This window comes from Rasiella rasia (assembly GCF_011044175.1).
In the GTDB taxonomy this organism is placed as follows: Bacteria; Bacteroidota; Bacteroidia; order Flavobacteriales; family Flavobacteriaceae; genus Marinirhabdus; species Marinirhabdus rasia.
Genome location: NZ_CP049057.1, coordinates 954,821 through 976,662, shown reverse-complemented (window position 1 = coordinate 976,662; position 21,842 = coordinate 954,821). Strand labels below are relative to the sequence as shown.

Sequence of the window (21,842 nt, the reverse complement as noted above, 5' to 3'; positions counted from 1 at the left end):
AATGTTAAGCTCCTTCTTAAAACATATACAAACGCATTTTTCATTTTTTGAAGATGCAAAGTTACTCATCGCTTGTAGTGGAGGGGTAGATAGTGTTGTACTAACCTATTTATTAAAAGAATTAAATTACACTATTGCTCTTGCACACTGTAATTTTTCGCTACGCGGAAATGAAAGTAATGAAGACGCTAAATTTGTTGAAAGTCTAGCTAAAAAACTGAATTTACCGTTTCATTCTGAAACATTCGATACTAAACTATTTGCTCGTAAGCATAAACTTTCTACCCAAATGGCTGCACGAGAGTTGCGTTATAATTGGTTTAATGAATTATTAGACACACACGCCTACACGCATGTACTAACGGGTCATCATGCAGATGATGATTTAGAAACATTCTTTATTAATTTGTCAAGAGGAACGGGGCTTCGTGGATTAACTGGTATTCCTGTGCAAAATGAAGGTGTTGTACGACCATTACTCCCATATCCGAGAACGGCGATTTTAGAATATGCCAAAAAAATGGAATTCTTTTGGCGTGAAGATAGCAGCAATATAAAGACAGACTATCTTAGAAATAAACTGCGCTTAGAGGTACTGCCCAAATTCAAGGAAGTTTCAGAAAAAACGCTTCAAAATTTTCAAAAAACACAACAACATTTACAGGGAAGTCAGCAACTAGTAGAAGATTATATGGCGTTAATATATAACCTTGTTGTTACAGAAATACCCGAGGGATACAGTATAAATGTGTCTAAAATTTCAGAATTACCCAACACCAATGCCTTACTATATGAGCTTTTAAATCCTTTTGGTTTTACCTCATGGAATGATATATTTAGCTTGCTTACTGCCCAAACCGGAAAAGAGGTAAAATCGGTTAGTCATCGTTTATTAAAGAACAGAAATGAACTTTTATTGACAAAAATTGATGAAAACACGGGTGAAAAACAATTTTTTATAAAAAAAAATGAAGAAATAATTAGCAATCCTATTTTTCTGCGCTTTAGTCCTACTGAAAAAATAGGGAATATTGAAAACACTACAGTCTTCGTAGATATGGAGAAGCTCACCTATCCACTTACACTTCGAAAATGGCAGCAAGGTGATGTTTTTCAACCCTTCGGGATGAAAGGAAAGAAGAAATTGAGCAAGTTTTTTAAAGATGAAAAGTTATCTTTGGTAGCGAAACAAAATGTTTGGCTACTCTGTAGTCAAGACAAAATTGTGTGGGTTGTGAATCATCGCTTAGACGAACGTTTCAAAGTAACTCCAAAAACAAAACAACTACTTAAAATTACAAGCCGAGAATGAAAAATTTTATAATCACTTCTTTCTTTTTACTTTTTTCTCTTACTTCCCTGTTAGCTCAAGACACTGGTATTTTTGATCCAGTGAAATGGAATGTTAGCCTCGAAAAAGAATCTGACACAGACTATAATGTGCTTATAAAAGCAACCATCGATAAAGGTTGGCATTTGTATAGCCAAACACAATTTGGAGAAGAGTTTGAGGGGCCTATAAGAACAGAGATTACCTATAATAATTCACCAGACACATTTACTTTGGTAGGTGAAACACAAGAACCGGATGTGCCTATAATTTTTGATCCGGTTTTTGAAATTGATGTAAAGTATTTTGAAGATAAAGCCATGTTTATACAGCCTATTAAGGTCGTAAACCCAGACGGGCTAAAAGTTGTTGTAGATGTTTACTATTCGGTATGTGATGATGAAAAATGTTTGCCGCCAAATACCAAGACCTTTGAGCTAGATCTTGCGTCTGGAATGTCTAAAAAGGCAATGGCAGAAATAACCCAAGAAGATTTAGAGAAATCGGCTGCGCTTACCATAGATGTAAAAGGGAAAGATGTTTTTAAAGATGAAAGCGAAAGTTCTGAGAAAAGCTTCTTTACCATTTTCTTATTAGGGTTTGTTGGTGGACTTATTGCGTTGCTAACGCCTTGTGTTTTTCCAATGATACCGCTAACGGTTTCGTTTTTTACGAAAAGCGCAAAAAACAGACAAAATGGTTTGGCTAATGCAATACTGTATGGGCTATTCATCTTTTTAATTTATGTTTTATTAAGTATCCCATTTCATCTTTTAGACTCACTAGACCCTGAAATTTTAAACAATATTTCAACCAATGTAACCCTAAACATCATCTTCTTTGTGATATTTATGGTGTTTGCCTTTTCATTCTTCGGTTTTTATGAAATTACCTTACCACAGGCTTGGAGTGCAAAAATGGACAGTAAGGCTAATAGTATTGGCGGATTTGTGGGTATTTTCTTTATGGCTTTAACATTAGCGATTGTCTCTTTTTCATGTACCGGACCAATTCTAGGTTCGCTATTAGGGGGGTCGTTATCTAGCGATGGAGGCGCATGGCAACTAACAATGGGTATGAGTGGTTTTGGTCTTGCCTTGGCATTACCATTTGCATTATTTGCCTTATTCCCAAATTGGCTGAACTCACTTCCCAAGAGTGGGGGTTGGCTAAATACCGTAAAAGTGGTACTTGGATTTATAGAACTTGGTTTGGCATTCAAATTTTTATCGAATGCAGATCTTGTAGAACATTGGGGCTTGTTAAAGCGTGAAATCTTTATTGGAATTTGGATTTTATGTGCATTGGGTATGGTGCTGTACTTATTTGGAGTCATCCGATTTCCGCACGACGGACCAAAACGTAAGCCACCAATAGGAAATGTGTTGGTAGGTGTACTTTCTTTTGCTTTTATGCTTTATCTAATTCCGGGCTTGACAAACTCTAGCTATGCAAATCTCAAATTGCTAAGCGGTTTTCCACCACCCCTGTTTTATAGTTTATACGACAAAGATACAGAAGCACCATTAGGGCTGGAGGCTTATAAAGATTTTGATGATGGTGTGGCTGCTGCGAAGGCATCTGGAAAACCTATAATGGTCGATTTTACAGGCTGGGCTTGCGTAAACTGCCGAAAAATGGAAGAGCAAGTTTGGAGTAGAGACGATATATTTAGTGTTATAAACGAAGAATACGTGCTAATTTCATTGTACGTAGACGATAGAAAAGAATTGCCAGAAGCAGACCGTTTCAATTTCTTAAAATCGTCTGGAGATACTAAATCTATTAAAACGGTTGGTGATAAATGGGCTACTTTCCAAACTGTAAACTTTCAGAATAACTCACAACCCTATTACATTTTAATGGATGCAGATTTTAACCTATTAAATAAACCTGTAGGATACACACCAGATGCAGATGAGTATCTTTATTGGCTAGAAGAGGGGGTTAAGAATTTTAAAGGCGAAAACAAAAACTAACAATAGTATGGTACAGAAAATTTCAGTAGTAATTATGATGCTTTTTACAGTATTAGTAATTGCACAAGACAATACGTATGTAAAAGATAATTATACGAAAACTGAAACTTACATCACCATGCGTGATGGTACCAAACTCTTTTCAGCTATTTACGCGCCCAAGGATACATCTAAGCAATACCCTATCCTCCTTAAAAGAACACCGTATAGTTGTAGACCTTATGGTGAAGATATGTACGCTTCTAAGATTGCGCCAAATGAATTTATGATGAAAGAGGACTACATTGTTGTTTATCAGGATGTGAGAGGACGATGGATGAGTGAGGGAACGTACGACAATATGCGTGCTTACATACCAAATAAAAAAGGGAAACAGTTTGATGAAGCTAGTGATACCTACGATTCTATAGATTGGTTGGTAAAAAATATTCCAAATAACAATGGTAAGGTAGGTACTTGGGGGATTTCTTACCCCGGATTTTACGCTACATATTCTCTGTTAGATGCACACCCAGCGTTAAAGGCTGCTTCTCCTCAAGCTTGTATTGGTGATTTCTATTTTGATGATTTTCATCATAACGGAGCTTATTTATTAAGCTACTGGCGAGCAACGTCTGTATTTGGCTACGAAAAAACAGCGCCCACTAAAAAACCGTGGTATAGTTTTCCTGATTTAGGAACTCAAGACCAATATCAATTCTTCTTAGATGCGGGTCCTTTGTCTAATCTAGATAAGTATTATAAAGAAGACAATGTGTTTTGGCAACAGTTAAAAGAGCATCCCGATTATGATGAGTTTTGGCAGAAGCGAGGTATTATTCAACATTTAAAAGATATTAAACCAGCGGTTATGGTCGTTGGCGGTTTATTTGATGCTGAAGACCTCTACGGTCCTTTTGAAACTTACGAAAAGATTGAAGAAAATAGTAACAACTATAATACAGTAGTTTTTGGTCCGTGGAGCCATGGTGATTGGGCGCGAACTAAGAAGCGACAAGCTATTGGGAATGTTTATTTTGGAGATGATATATCTACAAATTACCAAAAAGATATTGAATCTAAGTTCTTTGCGCATTTTCTGAAAGGGGAGGGCAATGGAGAAACGGCGCTGCCAGAAGCCTATATGTTCGATTCGGGTTCTTTAGAATGGAAAGAATACACCCAATGGCCTCCAAAAAACACAACTAAGAAAACATTTTGGTTGCAAAACAATGAACGCCTAAACGAGCGGGCCGAACGTAGTTACACTTTTGAAGAATTTATTAGTGACCCAAAAAAACCAGTACCTTATTCTGAAGATATTAAGATGGTATTTACACCTCGTAAATTTATGACAGACGATCAGCGCTTTGCGGCTAGAAGACCCGATGTACTTACGTTTGAAACACCAGTCTTATCTGAAGACCTAACGCTTGCAGGCGAGATTATGGCGAAGTTGAAAGTCGCTACTACTGGTACAGATTCAGATTGGATAGTAAAGGTTATTGACGTGTTTCCAGCAGATGCAGAAGACACCGAAGAAACACAAGATCATTTAAAAATGAGCAACTATCATATGTTGGTGCGTAGCGAGGTGTTGCGTGGTCGTTATAGAAATAGTTTTAGTAATCCCGAAGCATTTGTGCCAAATCAAAAAACCGATGTTACGATAAAGCTTCAAGATGTGCATCATACATTTAAAAAAGGACATAAAATTCAAGTGCAGATACAGAGCACTTGGTTTCCATACATCGATATTAATCCGCAGACCTTTGTTGACAATATTTTCTACGCAAAAGAAGGCGATTTCAGCAAGCAAACACATAAGGTGTTTAACGATTCAGCTATAGAATTTACAGTGCTTCAGGAGTAAAAAAAGATGGTTTAAAAAAAAGCGTCTCAAAAATTGAGACGCTCATAACAAACCTAACTTAGTAAATTTTAGTTGCTCCAAAATTTCTTTTTATCCCCACAAAAAGAATTGTATGGAACAATTCACTAATTCAACAGTAAATATATATGTAATGTAATTAGTATCCTATACGTATTTACACGTATTTTATTTCAAAAAGATTTTAACCGAAAACGTTATCGTTTCAAAATGGGCGCGGTTTTTAAAAATATAGTTTTAGCTTTACAGTTGTGAACGAGTCTATAAAGAAAATTGCGGTACTAACAAGTGGTGGTGATGCGCCTGGAATGAATGCAGCCATACGTGCGGTTGTACGATCTTGCGCCTACCACAATATTGAGTGCGTAGGTGTTTACAGAGGTTATGAAGGCCTTATAGATGGTGATTTTATCACGCTCGATGCGCGCTCGGTAAAAAACATTATTAATCGAGGAGGTACATTTCTGAAATCGGCACGTTCTGAAAACTTTAGAACGGTAGCTGGAAGGCAAAAGGCGTTTAATAATTTAAAAAGTCATGGAATTAACGCTTTGGTCACCATTGGTGGTGACGGAACCTTCACAGGTGCCATTGTTTTTAACGATGAACACAACTTTCCAATAGTTGGCGTGCCAGGAACAATAGATAACGACATTAACGGAACCGACTTCACTATTGGGTACGATACTGCCTTAAATACGGTAGTTGAGGCAATCGATAAAATTAGAGATACTGCTAATTCTCACAATAGGTTATTTCTAGTTGAAGTAATGGGGCGCGATGCTGGAGATATTGCTTTAAATGCTGGAATTGGTGCAGGAGCAGAAGAAATACTCATACCTGAACAAGATATGGGGCGTGATAGATTGTTAGCCTCGTTGAAAAGAAGTAAAAAATCTGGTAAATCATCTAGTATTGTTGTTGTTGCTGAAGGAGATCAAATAGGAAAAAATATTCTTGGGTTGGCAGATTATATTCGCGAGAACCTAGAAGAGTATGAAGTAAAAGTAACTGTGTTGGGGCATATTCAACGAGGGGGCTCTCCTAGTTGTTTCGATAGGGTGTTAGCAAGTAGAATGGGTGTTGGCGCTGTAGATGCCTTGCTAGAAGGAAATCGTAATGTGATGATTGGAACTGTACATAGTAAAATTGTTCAAGTTCCTTTTGTTGAAAGTTTAAAAGGCGAAAATAATATAGACCTCGATTTAATCCGGGTCGCAGATATTACGTCGGTTTAAGAAAAAGTAGAATTTAACTAAATAATCAAGTCAGCCGACTTTTCGGTACGTACCTATGAAAGTAAAAATTGCAATTAATGGTTTTGGACGCATTGGAAGAATAGCCTTTAGAATAGCATCTCAAGACCCAACGGTAGAAGTTGTAGCTGTAAACGATTTATTAGACGTAGCGCATCTGGCCTATCTCTTAGAATACGATTCTGTTCATGGTAAATACCCAGGAACTGTAAGTGTAAAAGATGGCAAACTAGTGGTAGATGGTCGTGAGATACGTGTAACGAGTGAACGCAATCCTGAAAACTTACAATGGGATGCCGTTGAAGCTGCTGTGGTTGTAGATTGTACGGGTATTTTTACCACTAAAGAATCTGCTTCTGCTCATCTTAAAGCTGGTGCGAAGAAAGTGGTTATTTCTGCTCCTTCTAAAGATGCACCAATGTTTGTTATGGGTGTAAATCACAAAGAGGTGAAATCTACAGATACCATTGTATCTAATGCCTCTTGTACTACGAATTGCTTAGCACCGTTGGCAAAAATTATTGAAGATCACTTAGGTATTGAAGAAGGTCTAATGACCACCGTACATTCATTAACAGCTACGCAATCTACGGTAGATCAACCTTCAAAGAAAAATTATCGTTTGGGGCGTAGTGGTGTAAATAATATCATTCCATCAACAACAGGTGCTGCTGTGGCAGTAACCAAAGTAATTCCAAGCTTAAAAGGAAAATTAACAGGTATGGCATTTAGGGTTCCCACCGTAGATGTATCTGTGGTAGATCTTACCGTACGCACAAAGAAAGGAATTAGCTACGAAGGGCTTTGCGAAATTTTTAAGAAAGAAGCGCAAGGAGCTTACAAAGGAATTTTAGCCTATACCGAAGACCCTGTGGTATCTCAAGACTTTGTTAGTGATGCCCATACTTGTAATTTCGACGCAAATGCTGGAATGGCTCTTAACGACAATTTCTTTAAATTAGTGGCTTGGTATGATAACGAATATGCGTATTCTGCAAAACTAATTGACTTAACCAGGCACGTTGCCACTATGTAATCTATGATTTTATTCACAGACGGAGGTTCTACAAAATGTGATTGGCTATTATTAGACCATAAGGGCGAGGTAGTACTAAAAACAAGAACACAAGGTCTTAACCCTACTGTAATCTCTTCAGAAGAAATACAGAAACGAATAGAGGAAAATAGTGAGCTCAAAGAATTTTTTCAACTAGTAGAAACCTTAGATTTTTATGGAGCAGGCTGTGGTACGATAACGCCTCGCAACATACTGAAGGATGTTTTGTCATCCCTTTTTAGCAAAGGAAAGGTAAAGGTTCAAGAAGATCTTGCGGCGGCGGTTTATGCAGTAACTGAAGCTCCAGGTATTGTTTGTATACTAGGGACAGGCTCAAACAGTTGTTATTTTGACGGAAACCAAATCCACGCGCCAATACCTTCATTGGGGTATAGCATTATGGATGAGGCAAGTGGAAATTACTTCGGAAAGGAGCTGCTTCGTGATTATTTTTATCGTAAAATGCCTCAAGATACGGCAGGTAGGTTTGAAGCTGCTTACAATTTGAAGGCAGACGATATCAAAGTAAATATATACCAGAAACCAAATCCGAATGCCTATTTAGCTTCCTTCGCGCAATTTATTTTTACCGAAGAAATTACAGATTCATACTGTGTTTCTGTAGTTGAAAAAGGAATAAAAGAATTTATAACTTGTAGAATCCAAACGTTTCCTGAAGCATCTAATGTACCCATTCATTTTATAGGTAGTATTGCTCACTTTAGCAGCCCTATTATAGAACGATGTTTAAAAGCCGAAGGATATCAATTAGGAAACATAGTACGCCGCCCTATGGATGGTTTGGTGGCCTATTATCAGCGTAAAATTAAAGAGTAGTGTAATCTGTTTACAAAGGAGTTCGATTTTCTAACATGTTTTTATAACTTGGTATATAGAAAACGAAAGCATAAAAAGGCAGTTTGTTCCTGAAAATCAAATACATATAATGTCGTCAATACCTAAAATAAATCCAACTTCTACCAACGCCTGGAAAGCATTGCAAACTCATTTTAATAAAATTAAAGATGTTCATTTAAACGATTTGTTTGCTTTAGATGAGGGGCGGGTCGCAGATTTCAGTTTAGACTGGAACGATTTTTATGTAGATATTTCAAAAAACAGGATTACAAAAGAGACGCGCAGCCTTTTACTTCAACTTGCAGAAGAGGTTAATTTACCGCAGGCAATTTCGGCACAAATAAATGGTGAAGCAATTAATGAAACAGAAAATAGGGCTGTTTTACATTCGGCCTTACGTGATTTTGGCATTATGAACCCTGTTGTAGCTGAGACGTTACAGAAAATGAAAACGTTTTCAAACAATGTAATTGATGGTAATTGGAAAGGGTATACTGGGAAAACCATTAAAACAATTGTAAATATAGGTATTGGTGGTAGCAATCTTGGTCCGCGAATGGTTTGCGAAGCCCTCCATTCGTATAGAAACCATATAGAGCTGCGTTTTATTTCTAATGTAGACGGCGACTTTCTTGCCGAGTCATTAAAAACACTTGACCGTGAAACAACAATATTTGTTGTAGTATCTAAAACGTTTACCACCCAAGAGACACGCACCAATGCGGCTACGGTAAAGCAGTGGTTTTTAGATTCGGCACCAAGTTCTGCAGTTAAAAATCATTTTGTAGCTGTTTCTGCTAATATAGATGAAGTACAGAATTTTGGAATACTAGAAGAAAACATTTTTCCCATGTGGGATTGGGTAGGAGGTCGTTTCTCATTGTGGAGTGCCGTGGGCTTGTCTATCTGTTGTGGGGTGGGTTACCATCATTTTGAAGCTTTGCTAAAAGGAGCCCATGAAATGGATATTCACTTTAAAACGGCACCGTTGTCTGAGAATATTCCTGTGGCGTTAGGACTTATATCGGTTTGGTACAATAACTTTTTTGCATGTGAAACTGAAGCTGTTATTCCGTATGCTGAAACTTTAAGAGAACTAGTGCCGTATTTACAGCAGGCTATTATGGAGAGTAATGGAAAATCTGTAGATCGCAATGGAGCATCTATAAAATACCAAACAGGAAACATTATTTGGGGAGCTACAGGCGCCAACTCTCAACATGCGTTTTTTCAACTACTACATCAAGGAACAAAACTGATTCCGGCCGAATTTATTTGTTTTTCTGAATCGCTACATACGCTTGGAGAGCATCATAATATACTCTTGGCTAATTGCCTTGCCCAGACGGAAGCACTTATGGAAGGGAAAGATAACCCTGATGAACCGTTTAGAAATTTTGTTGGTAACAACCCAAGCACTACCTTACTTATAAGGAAGTTAACGCCTAAAAACCTAGGAAGTTTACTAGCCTTGTATGAGCACAAACTATTTGTACAAGGCATTGTCTGGAATATTTATAGCTATGACCAATGGGGTGTAGAACTTGGAAAAAAACTAGCTACTAAAACGCTAAAGGCTATTCAAAACAAAGATACAAAAGGGGTTGCTAATGCCTCCACTAAAGCACTGCTCAAAAAACTGTAGGAATCACCGTTTTTCTTTACCATCTTTCCTTATTTTTATGAATAATTAATCACTGTTTTATACTGCTAGACGTATGTCTTTGGTATAGAGCAAACTAACCTTTAAAATTTTAAAATTATGAGTGAAAAGAACAAGAAAATTAGTTTAGACAAAGCAATTGCTTGGACCACAGAATGGCGTAATTCAGAATCGGACTACAATAAGCACAATGAATGTAATGGTTTTTTAATACCCGTTCAGGACTTAAATGATGTGTTAGCTGAAATGGGAAATCCTGACGATTCTAGCGATGCATGTGTACGTGCTTATTTAGCAGTAGATCCAAGCGATAATACTGAAAAATTAGTAATTGTTGGTACTGAGATAGATGAAACAGGTGTTTATAGAGATTTACTCCCTGAAACATCTAACCAAGCAGATGGAAATAAAAACAGCATTTGGGATTTTGTAAAACCCTGCCCACCGCATTGTGATAAATCTAGTTCTTTGAATTAAGAAATGACTGACTTGTCACTCTACATAGCGGATGGACTAACTATAATTTCAATTATTTTAGCTTTGCTTTATAGTATAGGCTTTACAAGACAAAGTAAAGCCTATACCTTTTTTACCTTGTATCTTTTGCTAGTCGCAGTGATACAAATTGTTATGTACATTTATGCCTACAAGAAGCTAAACAGCATTTTCTTTTTTCATTACTATTTTGTGGGGCAGTTTATATTGTTATCTCTCTTTTATAGGCAGCTTTTAAAAAGTAGGTTAATAGTTTGGATACTTATTGTAGTGCTTATTGGTTTAGGGGGGTATTATGCTGTAAATCCTGCTATTTTTAACCAATACCATACCATAGGGGTTAGTATTACCCAAAGTATTATTGTGGTATATGCATTACTTTATTATTACAAATCACTTTCTGGTCATAACTTATTTCTCTTAGTGAATACAGGTATTTTATTATATTTTTTAACCAGTATTTTACTTTTCGCTTCTGGAAATCTAATTTTAGATCTAAACCTTCCCAAAGAAACGCAACGCTACATCGGAATAATAAACCAGTTTTTATATTTTATTTTTTTAGTTTTAGTGTTTGTAGAATGGTTCCGAAATTATCGTTCATCAAAATAGAATAGCAAACAACCTAACGTGCTATCCCCAAATTCATGCTTGCTTCAGTTTTTAATGATTTTTTAATTTTCCTTTCTGTCGTGGTGGCTATATTATTTGTAGCTCGCTTTCGATACAAGACTCCAGCTTATAAAACTTTCAGTGTTTATTTAGTATTCATTGCAATTATCCAGTTGTTGCTTTTAATTCACGCGCATTATGGGACAAATAATCTTTTCTTATTCCCGTACTATTTTATTGGGCAATATATATGTATGTCACTTTTTTATTATTTTTTACTTCGGAAGAATTGGTTGCTGTGGCTTATACCATTCGTCCTAGGTAGTCTCCTAATTCAGTACCTGTGGTTACCAGAGACAGTTAAAGATTTTAATCCGTTTGGACTTAGTGTAACCCAGAGTTTAATCGTTATTTATGCATTGCTTTATTATTATAAGTCGCTAGAGGGAGATGCCGATTTTCTTTTTGTTAACGCAGGGGTCTTGATGTACTTCATGGCGAGTATTTTATTTTTTTCTACAACAGATTGGATACAGAATTTAGAGCTTCCGTTTCTAATACGGGCTATTTTTAACTCGATAAACGATGTGTTATATTTTATTTTTCTAACATTAATATTAATTGAATGGTTTAAAAATTTCCGAAGAAAAAAAATGGTATAACAAGCAATTTCAAAGTAGTATCTTCGTACATATGGAAGAACCACTCATACAGGATAACCAAATAATTACTGTAATTCTCATAGCCATCATTCTATTATTATTGATGTCTACTGCCATTATCGCATTTTTCTATTTATCTCGAAAAAAAATTACAAAAACTGAACTTGAGAAGGCTCGCTTAAAAATAGATCATCAACAAGAAGTTCTAAGAACATCACTAGTAACACAGGAAGAAGAACGAAAAAGAATTGCGCAAGACCTTCACGATGCCATTAGCTCTAAACTCAATATTGTTTCACTCAATGCTAATTTCCTTACCGAAGAAACGATCACTACCCATGAAGCAAATACGCTTGGCGAAAGTATTGTAAATGTGACAAAGACAGTGCTTGAGAATTCTAGACGTATAGCTCACGATTTGTTACCGCCGTCTTTAGAAAAGTTTGGGTTAGTAGCGGCAGTCGATGAGTTATGCGATCAGGTTAAAGAGTGTGGGACAATAATTATTGAGCCAGATTTAGATGAATCTGCCAATGTTCTTACTGAAAGTAACGCACTGCATGTCTTTAGAATAGTACAGGAGCTTTTTAATAATACGATTAAGTATGCTGACGCAAAATTGGTTGTTTTATCATTAAAATCTATCGAAAACGCTGTACATTTACACTACCAAGATAATGGCAAAGGGTTCGAACTGGAAACAGGTAGGATGGCAAAAGGGCTCGGACTTTCAGGAATACACAACCGGGCGGTTATTCTTGATGCCCATGTAACGTTAGATTCAAAACCAAACGAAGGAATGTCATTACACTTGATAGTACCAACTAACTAATCAATATATCGTGAAAATTAAAGTCGTAATAGCAGACGATGAGGAGCTTTTTAGAGTGGGTATTGCCCATATCTTCTCACGTGATCCAAACATAGAGGTAATCCACCAAGCTGAAAACGGGGAAGATTTGCTTACGTTTCTTGCTGCACAGAAACAATTGCCAGATATTGTGATTACCGATATTAAGATGCCAAAATTAAATGGGGTAGAAGCTACTAAAATTATACATCGTGATTATCCGGAGATAGGTATCGTAGCACTTACAACATACAATACCAAACCCTTCATAAAAAATATGATAGACGTTGGTGCGAGTGCTTATTTAGTTAAAAATGCAACACCTAAGCAGGTAATTCACACGGTAAACCAAGTGTATTACAACGGATTTTATTACGATAAACAGGTGATGGATATTTTAAACAATAAGTATTCTGGAACGGGAGACGATAAATCGTTTCATGATGCCGATTTCCTTACAGATAGGGAAGCTCAAGTTTTAGAGCTTATTTGCAAGCAATACAAAACATCTGAAATTGCAGAACAATTGTATATCAGCCCACGTACGGTTGAAGTACATCGCAAAAACTTATTATTAAAAACGGGGGTTAAAAATATTGCTGGTTTGGTCATTTTTGCCATTCAGAATAATCTGGTTCCTCCTATTATTACCGATTAATAATCAGGCTAACAGTCGCTTAAGTTTACTTGTACTGCAAGTCCGCCTTCGCTTGTTTCTTTGTATTTAGTTGTCATGTCTTTGGCTGTCTCCCACATGGTTGCAATAACCTTGTCTAAAGGAATTTTTACGTCTACGGGGTCTCTGTCTAGCGCCATTTCGCATGCATTTATAGCTTTTATTGCACCCATGGCATTACGTTCAATACAAGGTATTTGAACCAATCCGCCTATAGGGTCACAGGTCATTCCTAAATGATGTTCCATGGCAATTTCTGCGGCAATGAGTACTTGTGCAGGTGAACCACCCATAAGTTCTGTTAACGCTGCTGCAGCCATTGCAGATGAAACGCCAATTTCGGCTTGACAACCACCCATAGCAGCACTAATGGTCGCATTCTTTTTAAACAAGCTACCTATTTCTCCTGCTACAAGTAAGAATTTCTTAACGTCGTCAAAATTTCCGTCGTGATTTTCAATAACTAAATAATACATTAGTACAGCGGGAATTACTCCAGCACTACCGTTTGTAGGAGCTGTAACTACACGACCTAACGACGCATTTACTTCGTTAACAGCTAAAGCAAAACAGCTCACCCATTTTAGTATTTGTCTAAATTTTACTTCAGTACTACGAATAGATTGTATCCATTCGTATTTGTTTGTGTATGGAGTGGTGCCTTTTAACCTTTCATGCGTTTCAAACGCTCGGCGCACGACGTTTAGTCCGCCGGGTAAAATACCTTTAGTATGGCAGCCAATATACATGCTTTCTAGCATAACATCCCAAATGGCTTTCATTTTGGCGTCTATTCTTTCTGGGTCGCGTAGTGAAAGCTCGTTGCGCAGGACAAGTTCACTTATGGAAATATTCTCAGTGGTACAATGCTCTAAGATTTCCGTAGCTAACGAAATAGGATAAGGGAAACTTTTAAATTTTTCAGTTTGTCGTTTGGCTCTGGCTCGCTCTTTCTGTACCACAAATCCGCCACCTATAGAATAGTAGGTGTCTCGTGTTTTTTTACCGTTTCTAAGTGTGGCTTCAAAGGTGATGCCATTGGGGTGAAAGTCTAAGAATTTTCTATTAAAAACAATGTTTTCTTTAAAATTGAAAGTAATCGGCTTTTCGTTATTTAATTTTAAAATAGCGTTTTCTTTCAGCTTATCTATTTCTGGTTGTATGTTATCGATATTACAGCTAACAGGATCGGTGCCCATTAGTCCCATAACTACGGCTATATCTGTAGCATGGCCTTTTCCAGTAAGGGATAGCGAACCGTATAAATTAACTTTAACCGTGGCCACTCCTGTAAATAACTCACGCTGTTGGAGCTTTTTAATCCACATATTGGCGGCGCGCCAAGGACCTAAAGTGTGGGAGCTAGATGGTCCAACACCAATACTAAGCATATCAAAAACACTGATACTTTCCATAGATGAAATTTTCAGAACAAATATAAGATAGTATTGGTTGTGTAGTGATTTTAAGGACTAATTTATTGCCTTCTGTTGGCTAGTAAGGGAGGTGGCTCTCCTGTAAAAGGATTCCAACGACTAATGCTTTTAGCTCCCATGCCAGCCGCTTTCATCACAGAACGATCGCCATAGCGTTCGCGCATTTTATCCATTGCCTGATAAAGGTTTATTATTTTCTCGTTGTCATCAAATAAATCTATTTGCTGACCGCCTTCTACAAGGTGGCTAAACTTAACACCTACCAAACGCACTAAGAGTCTACGCTGGTATAGTTTTTTATACAAAGCCATTACCACAGGAATGATTTTATGGTCTGCCGCACTGTACGGAATGCGTTTTTGTAATGTATAGGTCTGAAAATCTGAAAATCTAATTTTAAAGGTCACGCAGGCTGTTAGTTTATTGCCACGTCTTAATTGGTATACCAAATTTTCTGCCATTGCTACAATAATACTCTCCAACTTTTTTACATCGGTAGTATCGCGATTGAAAGTGCGTTCTGTAGAAATTGATTTACGTTCTGAGTATTGCACCACAGGGCTGTTGTCAATTCCGTTGGCTTTTTTCCAAATTACCTGTCCGTTTTTACCAAATACCTTATGCATCATTTCTATGGGCATTTCCTGAATAGTCTGAATACGCTTAATGCCTAAATCACAGAGCTTTCTATAGGTAACTTTACCAACCATAGGGATTTTACTTACTGAAAGGGGAGAGAGAAAAGGTTTTTCGGTACCTCGATTTACAAAAATTTTGTTGTTGGGTTTTGCTTCTCCAGTGGCTATTTTAGAAACCGTTTTGTTGGTCGAAAGTCCAAACGATATAGGAAGCCCCGTTTCTTTCATGATTCTATCGCGAAGCTCGGACGACAGTTGATGACACCCAAAGAATTTGTCCATACCGGTTAGATCGATATAAAATTCGTCTACCGATGTTTTTTCGTATAAAGGCACAGTTTCTTTAATGATTTCGGTTACATCGTTCGAAAACTTGCTGTAAATACCCGAATTACCTCGTAGCACAATTGCTTCTGGGCAAAGTTGTTTTGCCAGTCGCATAGGCATGGCAGAGTGTACTCCAAAGGTGCGTGCTTCATAACTGCATGAGGCAACTACCCCGCGGTCTGTGGTGCCACCAATTAGCACAGGTTTTCCCTTTAGTTTACTATCAAGCAATCGTTCGCAAGACACAAAAAAAGTGTCTAAATCCATATGTACAATATTGCGAGGTGTATTCATTGTGCTAATCTTTCCGAAGTACAGTAAAAAAATATTAAGGTATGGGTTGTCTTTCTATTTCAGTACAATGAGTTGAGCTGAAATAATTTCAATAAATTTAAAATTGTGTGTTGTTACTTCAATTTATACGCTCCAATCTTCCAATAGCGTAACTCCTCATTGGTAGTTACTTTTTCAAAAGCGAGCTCTTTTAACGTTGGATTTTCTTTAAAGAACTCCCAACAACCATGACCTTCTCTGTAAATAGAGGTAATTAAGATACCTTCTTTGGTGAGTGAGGCCAACATTCTATCAAGAACGTTTTGTTTTTCGGTGTCATGAATATAGTAAAAGGCTTCATTAAAAACAATAACATCAAAGTTTTGTTTTGGCGAAAAAGTTATGGCATCTGCAGTTTCAAAAACTGCTTTTTTATAACCTTTCTCTTTTGCTTTTTCTATGGAAACTTTAGAAAAATCTACTCCTAAGAAATAACTGTAATTTTCAGACCCAAACCGTTCAGTAAGCACACCATCTCCAGAGCCTATGTCTAAAACCGACGGATTCTCAGGTGCAAATCTTTTCGCAAAATCTACAATAGTTTGGTACCTTTTCGCTTCTTTTTCGTCCTGTAAACTGTCCCAGCGGCCACTTTTGTATTGCTTATTCCAGCGTTGTTTGCGACGCCAATGATGAAACTTGTCTAGTAAATTCATACTATTTCTTTGCGTTAGAAAGTTGGTGAGCTAAGTACGGTTTTAGCTTACCCAAGATAAGTTCTGGGGTGAGCTGGTGGTATAACGCATCTGGATTTTCTTCAATACGTCTTCGTTCTTCCAACGTAAAGCTACTAAAAAGATCAGGTTTTTCTTCTAAAAGATGAATAGATTCATGAAAGATTTTATCTTCAAAACTACTCCAATGTTCTTTGTTTACATAAGGCGAATAAATGGTAAATGTTGGCTTTTGAAGTGCCTTGGCAATGTGTACACTTCCGCCTTCGTTTGCTACCAATATATCACACTTATTCATTAACACTGCAAAATCGCGAATGCTATTGGCATAAATGTCTAAATTAATCTGTTCTTTATGCTTACAGAGCTCATAAATTTTTAACGCCTCTGGTTTTTGATGTGGCGCGTAGTTAAAAAGTAGCGTAATATTATACGTCTCAGTAATATAATCTACAAGCTTTGCTACAAACTCATACGGCATCGACTTTTGAGGTGTGCTCCCTAAAACCCCGAGCATAATAATAGGCTTTTTTACTTCGGAAACCGTCTTGTTTTGCCGTTCGTTCTCTGTTAAGAAAATTTTTGGTTCGTAATTAGGCTGTTTTAGCTCAAAAACGGAAGAAATCATATGAATCCTGTCTTCAATAGCTTTCCCACAAGCATGGCTACGCTTTTCTAAAAGACTGACAGGATGTGTGTAAAACCGAAATTTTAATTCTTTATTAGCACGTTTAAGTCCGATACGCATAGGTGCGTTAGAAAATAAGCAGATAAGTCTACTCTGAAACTTTGAGTAGGGGTCAAAAATAATATCGTACCGCTGTTTTCTTATGTTACGTAGTGTTTTAAGTAGGTTGGGGATTTTTTTCAACCACTTTTCTTGTATGCGAATGATATGGTCAATATTCGGATTTTCTTCCAAAACACCTACTGTGTAATCGTACACAAAATAAGTAACTTCACTCTCCGGAAATACCTTTTTAATATTATTGGCAATCACAGAGCTTATGAGCACATCGCCAATTCTTTTGTTTTGTATAACAAGTATTTTCTTTGGTTGCATTACCTTCGCAAAGTATCTCTTTTTTTGAAGTTATTAAAATTAAAATGACGACTCATTTTGTTATGCATCCTAAGTTTACTGTGTTTGAAAAAGCACTGCACGAGGTTTTACTAGACTTCGAAACTTCTGGTGATTACGTCACAAAAGGAGATAGAAACGTAATTAAAAAAGTAACCCTCGACGGACAAACGTTTAATATTAAACGATTTAAAACGCCTAACCTAGCACAAAGTTTGGTGTACCGTTTTCTTCGGAAAAGTAAAGCAAAACGATCTTTCGAATATGCTTCACTCCTTATTGAAAAAGGCATAAAAACCCCGTTTCCTGTGGCCTATCTAGAAAATTTTAGCGGTGGACTAAAAGACAGTTATTACGTTTCTGAACATGTGGCATACGATTTCGACTTTAGAGTGCTTAACCACAACCCAAGGTGGCCCAATCGTGCTGAAATACTAAAACAAATGGCGGCGTTCACGTTTCAGCTACACGAAAATAGCATCAACTTTTTAGACCATTCTCCAGGAAATACCCTTATAAAACATAGGGGAGAGGGGGCATACGATTTCTATCTAATTGATTTAAATAGAATGCGTTTTGAGACATTAAACTTAGACCAACGCATGCATAACTTTAGGCGGCTGTGGCTTTCAAAAACTATGATTAATATCATGGCAAAAGAGTATGCATCGCTTTTTGGAACATCTGAAAAAGAAACCCATGCACTTATGACAAAGCACAGCAGGGAATTTCAGAAAAAAGTAAACAGTAAAAAATTGCGTAAGCGACGAAGAAAATAATTTTCACCTCGCACTACTTATCACTTTTACACTGAGATTGTTGATTTACGTCCTTATACCGCTACATCATATTCACGTAATGCGTCGTTGAGCGAAGTCTTTTTATTGGTACTTTCTTTGCGTTCACCAATGATGAGTGCACAACTTACTTGAAATTCCCCTGCAGGAAATTTCTTGGTGTAGCTACCAGGTATAACAACAGATCTAGCAGGTACCAATCCGCGCATTTCTTTTGGCGTATCTCCTGTAACATCAATAATTTTGGTTGAAGCGGTAAGTACAACGTTTGCGCCTAGTACGGCTTCCTTTTCTACTCGAACGCCTTCAACTACAATGCTTCTTGAGCCTATAAAAGCATTGTCTTCAATAATTACTGGGGCCGCTTGCAACGGTTCTAATACGCCACCAATACCCACACCGCCACTAAGATGTACATTCTTACCAATTTGAGCACAACTACCTACGGTAGCCCAAGTATCTACCATGGTACCTTCATCTACATAGGCACCAATATTTACATAGCTAGGCATCATAATTACGCCCTTGCTAATATATGCTCCATGACGTGCAACTGCATGTGGTACCACACGAATACCTTTGGCTTCATACCCGCGCTTTAGTGGTATTTTATCATGGTACTCAAAAATACCTGCCTCCATGGTTTCCATCTTTTGAATTGGGAAATACAAAACCACTGCCTTTTTCACCCACTCGTTTACTTGCCATCCAGAGGAAGTAGGCTCTGCACAGCGCAGTGTGCCTTCGTCACATAAACGTACTACTTCTCTAATGGCAGCGATAGTTTCCGGATTCGTAAGGAGGGAACGGTCGTCCCATGCAGTCTCAATAGTTTTTTGGAGTTCAGTCATTGTTAAAAGCTAAAAATTGATCTTCTGTTTTGTACTGTAAAGATACATATATAGCGGAGTATCTAAGTACGCTTATAAGGTAAAAAATAGCTAAAAAGACACGTTCCCTCATTCTAAAGGATGGTTCCCTCAATTACGCTAATTAGGGTAATGTTTTGACTTTATATTTACATTGTAATTAAGCATAAAGAAACAAAACACCCTCACGGAGGAGGAAAGTTGGGGATGTTGGTAAAAGGAGTTATAGAAATATAGCTCCTTTTTTTAATTAAAATAATTTACAACTGCGTCATGCGCATATTGCTTAAGTTGCATACTGTGTGCAACAGGTAATTGAGGAGCATAACTATTTGTTGTTACCTGCTGCCCTGATAGTATTTCAAAAATCATTGCGGCAGAAAAATAAGTTCCGTACAAACTTGGGTGAACACCATCTGGACTTAACAACTCATACTCCGGTTTCGTAGCATTCACGTCCCGCCAACCTAAACCAACAGGTAAAACCGTAAACCCAGTTTCTGTAGCTGCTTGATAATACAGGGTTTCTAACTGTTCTGTCATTTTTGGAAAACCTGTATATTCCCATGTCATAAAGAGGTATACTTGCGTAGATTTACCTTCAAAATACTCCTTGTAGGCATTAAAAGAGGCTAAAGCGTCTTCTGGATTGGTACGTGCATGATCACCATTTTCTTGTAACACTACAACATCCCAAGTTTTACTTTCTAGTTTATTTGTTGTGCCAGCATTGTTTAAATGTTGGTGCAAAGTATATCCTGGGAGGGTTCGTTCGTCTGTAAGCACTTGATCGCCACCTTGAGCACCATTGTCGTAAAATTGCTGTACGTGAAAATCTACACCATTGTTAAAGAAGGTCAGGCTGTTGCCAATAAATAAAATGTTTACGATATTAGGGTCATCAATCGGATCATCGTCTTGTTGCATCATTGCTGGTGCTTCTGAAGTGTCACTGCAGCCGGCAATAATCAAAGTAATCACGAATAAAGACCAATATTTCACAATACTAATTTTATTTTAAAGATATGAAAATCAGTTCGCTCATTAAAACCATCACCCTTGTTAGTTGTATCTTTTTTTCTTCGGAAATATGTGCGCAGATACTTTCAGAATGGGATCGCGCCACTAAACGTGACGAAATACTAGCAGATCGCTTTAATAATCTTTTGCCAAAACTAATGGATGACACCAATATTGATATGTGGGTTGTAATTTCTCGCGAGTATAACGAAGACCCTGTTATGCGAACCATGTTGCCCGCAAGATGGTTAAATGCCCGACGTAGAACCATATTGGTTTTTTATCGAAACAAAGCAAAAAATACTATCGAAAAACTAGCCGTGGCACGTTACGACGTTGGTGAAAATATTACCTCTGCATGGGATAAAGAAAAACAGCCAGACCAATGGAAACGATTGGTTGAGATTATTGAAGAGCGAAATCCTGAGAAAATAGCAATAAACTATAGCAAACACTTTGCAATTGCAGACGGTCTCGTGCATACAGATTTTGAAGAACTCAAGGATGCATTACCTCCCGCACTTGAAAATAAGCTCGTTTCCGCAGAAAAATTGGCTATCGCATGGATTGAAACACGCACCCAGATAGAAATGGAGCTGTATAACACCTTGGTTCAAGTTACCCACGATATTATAGACGAAGCATTTTCTAGTAAAGTAATCACTCCAGGAAAAACAACCACAGACGACGTGGTTTGGTGGATGCGTCAAAAAGTAACAGACATGGGACTAGAAACTTGGTTTCACCCAACTATAGATGTGCAGCGCAGTGACCGAAAATTGAAAAGCCATATTGAATCCTTCAGTAAAGCAAAAAAAGATGATGTAATACAGCCAGGAGATTTAATACACTGTGATTTTGGGATTACATACATTACTTTAAATACAGATTGCCAGCAACACGGCTATATTTTGAAAGAAGGCGAAACAAAAGTACCAGATTTTTTAGCTGAAGCATTCGCAACTGGTAACCGTGTACAAGATATTTTTACTGATAATTTCGAAACTGGAAAAACTGGCAACGAGATTTTACTAAAGTCTCTAGCCGAAGGTAAAGCCGAAGGATTGCGTCCTGCAATTTATACACACCCCTTAGGAACCTATGGCCATAGCTCAGGAACAACCTTAGGAATGTGGGACAGTCAGGGCGGTGTTCCGGTAAATGGCGATTATCCGCTACATGAAAATACCGTGTACGCAATTGAACTTAATAATACTACTTACATTAAGGAGTGGGATAAAGACGTGCGTATTATGCTAGAGGAAGCAGGATTTTGGGGGCCCAACGGATTTCGATATGTGAATGGAAGGCAGGAAGCTGTGAAAGCAATAGATTAGTATATATGTTTCACTACTCACT

Annotated in this window: 20 protein-coding genes; 14 read left to right on the top strand and 6 right to left on the bottom strand. The window is 37.5% G+C overall.

The genetic code is table 11. The features are described from left to right. Window position 1 precedes the first annotated feature (1 nt). The 12 genes from tilS (at window position 2) to G5B37_RS04475 (ending at window position 13,290) form a co-directional block, all read left to right on the top strand. Window positions 2-1,312 (top strand): tRNA lysidine(34) synthetase TilS, encoded by a 1,311-nt coding sequence (gene tilS, locus G5B37_RS04530; RefSeq protein ID WP_164678880.1) that lies wholly within the window; start codon window positions 2-4, stop codon window positions 1,310-1,312. Beyond that, window positions 1,309-3,309 (top strand): protein-disulfide reductase DsbD family protein, encoded by a 2,001-nt coding sequence (locus tag G5B37_RS04525; protein WP_164678879.1) that lies wholly within the window; start codon window positions 1,309-1,311, stop codon window positions 3,307-3,309. Before tilS ends, G5B37_RS04525 begins: the two co-directional genes overlap by 4 nt. 34 nt (window positions 3,310-3,343) lie before the next feature. Beyond that, on the top strand, window positions 3,344-5,161 hold the full coding sequence (locus G5B37_RS04520; RefSeq protein ID WP_404814792.1) for a CocE/NonD family hydrolase: 1,818 nt from the start codon (window positions 3,344-3,346) through the stop codon (window positions 5,159-5,161). Between the two features lie 269 nt (window positions 5,162-5,430). Continuing rightward, window positions 5,431-6,417: a 6-phosphofructokinase gene (pfkA, locus tag G5B37_RS04515; protein WP_164678877.1), complete on the top strand. Its 987-nt coding sequence runs from the start codon at window positions 5,431-5,433 to the stop codon at window positions 6,415-6,417. Window positions 6,418-6,472: 55 nt separating this feature from the next. Further along, window positions 6,473-7,471: a type I glyceraldehyde-3-phosphate dehydrogenase gene (gap, locus tag G5B37_RS04510; RefSeq protein WP_164678876.1), complete on the top strand. Its 999-nt coding sequence runs from the start codon at window positions 6,473-6,475 to the stop codon at window positions 7,469-7,471. Window positions 7,472-7,474: 3 nt separating this feature from the next. Beyond that, on the top strand, window positions 7,475-8,329 hold the full coding sequence (locus G5B37_RS04505; protein WP_164678875.1) for an N-acetylglucosamine kinase: 855 nt from the start codon (window positions 7,475-7,477) through the stop codon (window positions 8,327-8,329). A gap of 109 nt (window positions 8,330-8,438) precedes the next feature. Continuing rightward, window positions 8,439-9,995 (top strand): glucose-6-phosphate isomerase, encoded by a 1,557-nt coding sequence (pgi, locus tag G5B37_RS04500; RefSeq protein ID WP_164678874.1) that lies wholly within the window; start codon window positions 8,439-8,441, stop codon window positions 9,993-9,995. A gap of 117 nt (window positions 9,996-10,112) precedes the next feature. After that, on the top strand, window positions 10,113-10,490 hold the full coding sequence (locus G5B37_RS04495) for a hypothetical protein (protein WP_164678873.1): 378 nt from the start codon (window positions 10,113-10,115) through the stop codon (window positions 10,488-10,490). 3 nt (window positions 10,491-10,493) lie between these two features. Further along, window positions 10,494-11,120, top strand: coding sequence for a hypothetical protein (locus tag G5B37_RS04490; protein WP_164678872.1), 627 nt, complete (start codon window positions 10,494-10,496; stop codon window positions 11,118-11,120). A 254-nt stretch (window positions 11,121-11,374) separates the two neighbouring features. Next, a complete protein-coding gene (locus tag G5B37_RS04485; protein ID WP_164678871.1) occupies window positions 11,375-11,782 on the top strand; it encodes a hypothetical protein in 408 nt (135 codons plus the stop codon). Window positions 11,783-11,813: 31 nt separating this feature from the next. Continuing rightward, entirely contained in the window at window positions 11,814-12,614 is an 801-nt protein-coding gene (locus G5B37_RS04480; RefSeq protein ID WP_164678870.1) for a sensor histidine kinase, read from the top strand. A 10-nt stretch (window positions 12,615-12,624) separates the two neighbouring features. After that, a complete protein-coding gene (locus tag G5B37_RS04475) occupies window positions 12,625-13,290 on the top strand; it encodes a response regulator transcription factor (RefSeq protein WP_164678869.1) in 666 nt (221 codons plus the stop codon). 8 nt (window positions 13,291-13,298) lie between these two features. On the opposite strand, the gene G5B37_RS04470 is transcribed toward G5B37_RS04475, so the two are convergent. The 4 genes from G5B37_RS04470 to G5B37_RS04455 all read right to left on the bottom strand — a co-directional run bounded on the left by G5B37_RS04470 (window position 13,299) and on the right by G5B37_RS04455 (window position 17,779). Further along, a complete protein-coding gene (locus tag G5B37_RS04470) occupies window positions 13,299-14,723 on the bottom strand; it encodes an L-serine ammonia-lyase (RefSeq protein ID WP_164678868.1) in 1,425 nt (474 codons plus the stop codon). Window positions 14,724-14,785: 62 nt separating this feature from the next. Then, window positions 14,786-16,003 carry a DNA polymerase IV gene (dinB, locus tag G5B37_RS04465; protein ID WP_164678867.1) on the bottom strand — a complete coding sequence of 406 codons (1,218 nt, stop codon included), beginning with the start codon at window positions 16,001-16,003 and terminating at the stop codon, window positions 14,786-14,788. Window positions 16,004-16,116: 113 nt separating this feature from the next. After that, the gene (locus tag G5B37_RS04460; protein WP_164678866.1) at window positions 16,117-16,698 is read right to left on the bottom strand and encodes a class I SAM-dependent methyltransferase; all 582 of its coding nucleotides are present in this window, start codon (window positions 16,696-16,698) and stop codon (window positions 16,117-16,119) included. Between the two features lies 1 nt (window position 16,699). Next, window positions 16,700-17,779 carry a glycosyltransferase family 9 protein gene (locus G5B37_RS04455; protein WP_164678865.1) on the bottom strand — a complete coding sequence of 360 codons (1,080 nt, stop codon included), beginning with the start codon at window positions 17,777-17,779 and terminating at the stop codon, window positions 16,700-16,702. A gap of 44 nt (window positions 17,780-17,823) precedes the next feature. On the opposite strand from G5B37_RS04455, the gene G5B37_RS04450 reads away from it, so the two are divergent. After that, window positions 17,824-18,576 carry a lipopolysaccharide kinase InaA family protein gene (locus tag G5B37_RS04450; RefSeq protein WP_164678864.1) on the top strand — a complete coding sequence of 251 codons (753 nt, stop codon included), beginning with the start codon at window positions 17,824-17,826 and terminating at the stop codon, window positions 18,574-18,576. Window positions 18,577-18,629: 53 nt separating this feature from the next. On the opposite strand, the gene G5B37_RS04445 is transcribed toward G5B37_RS04450, so the two are convergent. Continuing rightward, window positions 18,630-19,445, bottom strand: a complete 816-nt coding sequence (locus G5B37_RS04445) for a 2,3,4,5-tetrahydropyridine-2,6-dicarboxylate N-succinyltransferase (RefSeq protein WP_164678863.1) — start codon at window positions 19,443-19,445, stop codon at window positions 18,630-18,632. A gap of 264 nt (window positions 19,446-19,709) precedes the next feature. Next, window positions 19,710-20,465, bottom strand: a complete 756-nt coding sequence (locus tag G5B37_RS04440) for a DUF4886 domain-containing protein (protein WP_164678862.1) — start codon at window positions 20,463-20,465, stop codon at window positions 19,710-19,712. 23 nt (window positions 20,466-20,488) lie between these two features. On the opposite strand from G5B37_RS04440, the gene G5B37_RS04435 reads away from it, so the two are divergent. Beyond that, a complete protein-coding gene (locus G5B37_RS04435; RefSeq protein ID WP_164678861.1) occupies window positions 20,489-21,820 on the top strand; it encodes a M24 family metallopeptidase in 1,332 nt (443 codons plus the stop codon). Window positions 21,821-21,842: the final 22 nt, after the last annotated feature.

What these genes read in the sequence shown, in the direction of transcription:
- tilS (WP_164678880.1), top strand. Translation starts at nt 2, where the DNA reads ATGTTAAGCTCCTTCTTAAAACATATACAAACGCATTTTTCATTTTTT.
- G5B37_RS04525 (WP_164678879.1), top strand. Translation starts at nt 1,309, where the DNA reads ATGAAAAATTTTATAATCACTTCTTTCTTTTTACTTTTTTCTCTTACT.
- G5B37_RS04520 (WP_404814792.1), top strand. Translation starts at nt 3,344, where the DNA reads ATGATGCTTTTTACAGTATTAGTAATTGCACAAGACAATACGTATGTA.
- gap (WP_164678876.1), top strand. Translation starts at nt 6,473, where the DNA reads ATGAAAGTAAAAATTGCAATTAATGGTTTTGGACGCATTGGAAGAATA.
- G5B37_RS04505 (WP_164678875.1), top strand. Translation starts at nt 7,475, where the DNA reads ATGATTTTATTCACAGACGGAGGTTCTACAAAATGTGATTGGCTATTA.
- pgi (WP_164678874.1), top strand. Translation starts at nt 8,439, where the DNA reads ATGTCGTCAATACCTAAAATAAATCCAACTTCTACCAACGCCTGGAAA.
- G5B37_RS04495 (WP_164678873.1), top strand. Translation starts at nt 10,113, where the DNA reads ATGAGTGAAAAGAACAAGAAAATTAGTTTAGACAAAGCAATTGCTTGG.
- G5B37_RS04490 (WP_164678872.1), top strand. Translation starts at nt 10,494, where the DNA reads ATGACTGACTTGTCACTCTACATAGCGGATGGACTAACTATAATTTCA.
- G5B37_RS04485 (WP_164678871.1), top strand. Translation starts at nt 11,375, where the DNA reads ATGTCACTTTTTTATTATTTTTTACTTCGGAAGAATTGGTTGCTGTGG.
- G5B37_RS04480 (WP_164678870.1), top strand. Translation starts at nt 11,814, where the DNA reads ATGGAAGAACCACTCATACAGGATAACCAAATAATTACTGTAATTCTC.
- G5B37_RS04470 (WP_164678868.1), bottom strand. Translation starts at nt 14,723, where the DNA reads ATGGAAAGTATCAGTGTTTTTGATATGCTTAGTATTGGTGTTGGACCA.
- dinB (WP_164678867.1), bottom strand. Translation starts at nt 16,003, where the DNA reads ATGAATACACCTCGCAATATTGTACATATGGATTTAGACACTTTTTTT.
- G5B37_RS04460 (WP_164678866.1), bottom strand. Translation starts at nt 16,698, where the DNA reads ATGAATTTACTAGACAAGTTTCATCATTGGCGTCGCAAACAACGCTGG.
- G5B37_RS04455 (WP_164678865.1), bottom strand. Translation starts at nt 17,779, where the DNA reads ATGCAACCAAAGAAAATACTTGTTATACAAAACAAAAGAATTGGCGAT.
- G5B37_RS04450 (WP_164678864.1), top strand. Translation starts at nt 17,824, where the DNA reads ATGACGACTCATTTTGTTATGCATCCTAAGTTTACTGTGTTTGAAAAA.
- G5B37_RS04445 (WP_164678863.1), bottom strand. Translation starts at nt 19,445, where the DNA reads ATGACTGAACTCCAAAAAACTATTGAGACTGCATGGGACGACCGTTCC.
- G5B37_RS04435 (WP_164678861.1), top strand. Translation starts at nt 20,489, where the DNA reads ATGAAAATCAGTTCGCTCATTAAAACCATCACCCTTGTTAGTTGTATC.